Raw genomic sequence first — 4515 nt, 5'->3', positions numbered from 1 at the left:
CATATTTATAATTGAACCCTTGCGTTGCTTAAGCATAGTGCGCTGCACAGCTTTGGTCATATTAAAAACTGATTTTAAATTCACCTCTATCACCTTATCAAAATCTTCTTCGGTAATGCGCATCAGGAGGTTGTCTTTGGTGATACCGGCATTGTTGACTAAGATATCAATACTTCCAAATTCCTTGACCACTTCCTCGGCCAGTTCCTGTGACTGTTGGTAATTTGCGGCGTCGCTTTTATAAGCTTTGGCTTTTACACCTTCTTTTTCAAGTGAGTTTTGCAATTCCAACGCAGCTTCTTCAGACGAACTGTAAGTAAATGCCACATGGGCGCCATTTTTAGCAAAAACTTCTGCGATTCCTTTTCCGATTCCGCGGCTTCCGCCGGTGATGATGGCTGTTTTTCCTTCAAGTAGTTTCATAAATTTTGTACTGTTTTAATCGTGTCATCAAATATAAGCAAATGGATAAGGAAGTAACAAGAAAACTTTTTGAAATCGGTGAGGGTATTTTTTTTTTGACTTAGGGCTGCAGGACTTATGACTTAAGACGAAAAATTATTGAAGAGCTTAAAGTCATGAGACTTTAAGCAGTTAGTTCTGTTTGAGAATCATACAATTGGAATGATTTATGTATCTTTGATTGTATAAATAATAATCTTATGGGAGTGCCAGAATTAAGAAATAAACTGATTAAGCAGTTCAATTTAATCATACAAGACGATTCAAAACTAGCAACTTTAGATGGCATTTTTGATGCTCTGGATTCTATTGACTCCCCCTCTTTAATTTCAGAAGAACATTATAAAATTGTTGAACAACGACGTCAAAACTACCTTGCAGGAGAAACTGAGGGTTCTTCCTGGGAGGAAGTAAAGCAAAAATTGAAGAATAAATATGGCTTCTAAATTAATCATAGAGCCTGAAGCTCAGATTGAAATTGACGAAGCTATTGACTGGTATGAAACCCAACAAATAGGATTAGGTTTAGAGTTCTTAAATTATTTAGACGGCTATTTTCAAACTCTAAAAACTCTAAAAGCATTATTTGAAATAAAAAGAAAGCCGGTATTTAGAGAACTTCCTTTAAAAAGGTTTCCTTACGTCATAATTTATGAAGTAATCCAAAATCAAATCATTGTTTATTCTGTATTTCATACATTTCAAGACCCGGTAAAAAAGAGGAAGTAGCAAAACTTATGAAGTCTGGTAGGGTTCATTTCTAGATGGAGTTAGCAGAACAAATCTATATATTATGTAATATAAATAATACAATTTATAATTTAAGATTTTTCATAGGGCGGTTTCTACCATATTTGTTGTCTAAACTCTGTTTAATTTCCCAAGCTACCACACGGTCACATCGCGTTATCCACATATAGTTGTATTCATATTTTTTTTATCAAATCCAAAAGTAGATTTAAAAATTTTATATTTATTTAAATCATCTTTGCATATATACACGTCCCAAACAGGATAACTATGAATTTTTATAACTGGTCTATATTTTTTTACATCATCTATGTTTGCTAAGCTAACCCATAAAGAGTCCTGTTCTAAACTGTTTCTAATACTATTTGGAACTTTTTTTTCTTCATCAAAGAAAAAAACAACGAAATTTTCTTTTGCTTCTCTATTGATGTACGCATATGGCAAATCTAAATTTTCACCTAAAATAGCGCTATCATAAAATCTATATTGATAAAAATCAAGTGTGTTATCATTAACTCTTTTCACATAGATACAAAACAACTCAATATCACCAGTTTCTTCCCTTAACATTTTTACATAAGAATAAACTAGTTCTGTCAATTTTTGTTCTATAGATTCAGTAATATCACTCTCAAGCTTATTTTCCTTTGAATTACACGAGGAAAAGATTAACATTAAAAAAAATATTATTAAAAATTTCAACCATTTTAATTTCCCAAATACTTCGATATTGTTCAGCAAGGTTCTACAACATCGAATTTTGTTTATAACATTCTCCATTCAACCAAAATACATAAAAAAATTAATTCAACTTAAATTAGAAAAGAAAAAACCTCCTGAAAGCAATCAGAAGGTTTTTAAAAATATTTAAAGATATTTTACTGCTTAAAATTAAAGAGGTAGTCCAGGTCGATTTCTTCCACCTGCCCCATTTTTTTCAATACATTAAAGTCAACGTCTTTTTTGTTTCCAATCACCATCACGGTATAGTTGCCGTCTTTGATGTTTTCGTCAAAAAATGCTTTTAAATCGGCCATGGTCATATTTTGGATGGCATTGTACATTTCTTCCCTGATGTCATAGTCAATGCCTTGTTTTTTAAGCCTTTCAAAACTCCAGAAAATATTGGCTTTGGTAATTCTTTCAGCAGCCAGTTGCTTCAATGTGGCATCTTTGGCACTGTTGAATTGTTCTTCGGCTTCGGGCATATTGTTCATCAGCTCCATCATTGCTTCAACGGCTTCTTCAATTTTATTGGCTTGGGTACCGATGTATGCTTGCACATAGTTTGGTTTTCCAGCTTCAGCAGCGTTTCTGTAAACAGAATATGCTGAATAAGCCAATGCCTTAGATTCTCTAATTTCCTGGAAAATAATGGATGAAAGTCCGCTACCAAAATAGGAATTGAACACCCTTGACGCTGCCAATTTCTCCGGAGAGAAGGTGTCGCCTTTTGACAGGAACATCATTTCTGCCTGAACCATATCGTAATTGACAAAATACACTTTTCCGCCTGTAGCGATTTCAGTGTACACTTTTGCTTCAGGATAGTCTTTCAATTCAGAAGGCACATTGTGCTTTTCATTCAAGGCTGCAACTGCATTGTCAATATCATTTCCAAAATAGAACACACGGTGCTTGTAGTTTTTCAAATCCTTGATTGCCTGTACCAAATCTTCAGGATTGATGGCTTTTAATTCTTCAATGGTAAAAATATCCCTGTAAGGCGAATCCGGTCCGTATTGGCCGTAGCTCATCAGTCCGCCAAACATAATCTGGCTTCTGTTGGCTTTGGCGTCATTACGTGCTTTTTCGATGGTTTCCACATATTTCGCGTAAGCTTCTTCATCAGCAACGGCGTTGTCCCAAATGTGCTGAAGCAGTTCAATCCCTTCAGCGAGGTTGTCTTTTAAGCCTGAAAGCGAAACCAACACCCTGTCTGATCCGGAACTGGCTCCATACCTGATACCAATGCGGTAAAACTCTTTTTTAAGATCTTCGGCAGTTTTGGTGTCTGTTCCCAGATAAGTCAAATAACCCATAGCCAGATCCAGCATTTTATCATTGTCTTTACCCATATCATAAATGAAAAAGGTTTGCATCAGGTCATTAACTTCATTCTTGATGTAAGACACTTCGATGCCGTTGTTGAGTGTTCTGTTTTGAATAGTGGCTTTGTAATCGATAAATAAAGGGTCGATTTCAGGAGACTCGATGGCTTCAAACATTTCAAGGAATCCAGATTTTTTATCCCTGTTTAACTGAACAGGAGTAATTCCCGGGTTTTCAACTTTTACAACATCCTGGCTTTCACCCTGTCGTTTATAAACCACCACATAGTTGTTTTTGTAAAATTCGTTGGCAAAAACTACCAATTCGTCTTTTGTCATTGTGGTCAAACTTTCTAAAAAGTTCACCCTGTCATTCCAGTCCTGAAACTGCGTAAAAGTTTTCACATAGGCATTGGCCAAAGGCGAAGCATTTTCAAAACGACGCATTTCCTGAAGTTTCAGGTCGTTGATAGCTGCTTCAAGCAACCACTCGTCAAAATTTCCTTGTTTGATGTTTTCAATTTCATTCATCAATAAGGTTTTGATTTCTTCAAGAGACTGCCCGGAACGTGAATAACCTGAAAGTGTGTGCATTCCATAGTCATTGAAAAAGGAGGTTCTTGAAAATGCCCTCTGTACTATTTGTTTCTGGTTCAGGTTTAAATCGATTAGACCTGCTGTACCGTTGCTTAAAATCTGGTCAATCAGGGTGATAAATCTTTCTTCTTCCGAGCCAATTTTATCAGTTCTGTAACCGATTGTCACACGCTCTGCTTCCGGACCAAAAACTTCTCTTGTTTCAGGGGAAGTAATTGGAGATTCCGATGGTCTCTCGGGATGAACGAGTTCTTTTTTCTCAAATCCACCAAAATGGTTATTGACTTTTTGGATGCTTTCTTCAAAGTCAAGGTCACCTACCAATATTACAGCCATATTGTTAGGCACATAATACTTTTCAAAATAATCGTGTATGGCAACCATAGATGGGTTTTTCAAATGCTCTGAAACTCCAATTGTGGGTTGCTGCCCATAAGGATGGTTAGGGAACATAGCGTCCATCAGTGCATAATTTTCTTTTCTGAAGTCGTTGTCCTGTGAGCGGTTAAACTCTTCATAAACAGCTTCTAATTCAGTATGGAACAATCTTAACACCAACTTACTGAAACGCTCACTTTCGAGGGTCAACCACTTGTCCAGCTCGTTTGAAGGAATTCTGTTGGTATATACGGTTTCTTCGTGCCAGGTCCAGGCG

Annotated in this window: 5 protein-coding genes; 2 read left to right on the top strand and 3 right to left on the bottom strand. The window is 36.2% G+C overall.

What is annotated here, in order from left to right:
- A partial coding sequence (locus AC6F75_RS11695) for an SDR family NAD(P)-dependent oxidoreductase (RefSeq protein ID WP_500715196.1) occupies positions 1–423 on the bottom strand: 423 nt, incomplete at its 3' end.
- A gap of 239 nt (positions 424–662) precedes the next feature.
- Here AC6F75_RS11695 and AC6F75_RS11690 point away from each other — a divergent pair.
- Together AC6F75_RS11690 and AC6F75_RS11685 are read left to right on the top strand one after the other, a co-directional pair.
- A complete protein-coding gene (locus tag AC6F75_RS11690; RefSeq protein ID WP_500715195.1) occupies positions 663–908 on the top strand; it encodes an addiction module protein in 246 nt (81 codons plus the stop codon).
- Positions 898–1191 carry a type II toxin-antitoxin system RelE/ParE family toxin gene (locus AC6F75_RS11685; protein ID WP_500715194.1) on the top strand — a complete coding sequence of 98 codons (294 nt, stop codon included), beginning with the start codon at positions 898–900 and terminating at the stop codon, positions 1189–1191. The genes AC6F75_RS11690 and AC6F75_RS11685 overlap by 11 nt, the downstream gene beginning before the upstream one ends.
- A 177-nt stretch (positions 1192–1368) precedes the next feature.
- Here AC6F75_RS11685 and AC6F75_RS11680 read toward each other — a convergent pair whose 3' ends face one another.
- The gene (locus tag AC6F75_RS11680) at positions 1369–1953 is read right to left on the bottom strand and encodes a hypothetical protein (protein WP_500715193.1); all 585 of its coding nucleotides are present in this window, start codon (positions 1951–1953) and stop codon (positions 1369–1371) included.
- A gap of 137 nt (positions 1954–2090) precedes the next feature.
- On the bottom strand, positions 2091–4515 hold a 2425-nt coding region (locus AC6F75_RS11675; RefSeq protein WP_500715192.1), incomplete at its 5' end, for an insulinase family protein.

Source organism: Planktosalinus sp., from assembly GCF_059864935.1.
The sequence above is the reverse complement of the archived record's forward strand: the minus strand, read 5'-3'. Positions and strand labels throughout refer to the sequence as shown.

Excerpts from the sequence above, each read along its gene's own strand:
- AC6F75_RS11685 (WP_500715194.1), top strand. The coding sequence starts at position 898 with ATGGCTTCTAAATTAATCATAGAGCCTGAAGCTCAGATTGAAATTGAC.
- AC6F75_RS11690 (WP_500715195.1), top strand. The coding sequence starts at position 663 with ATGGGAGTGCCAGAATTAAGAAATAAACTGATTAAGCAGTTCAATTTA.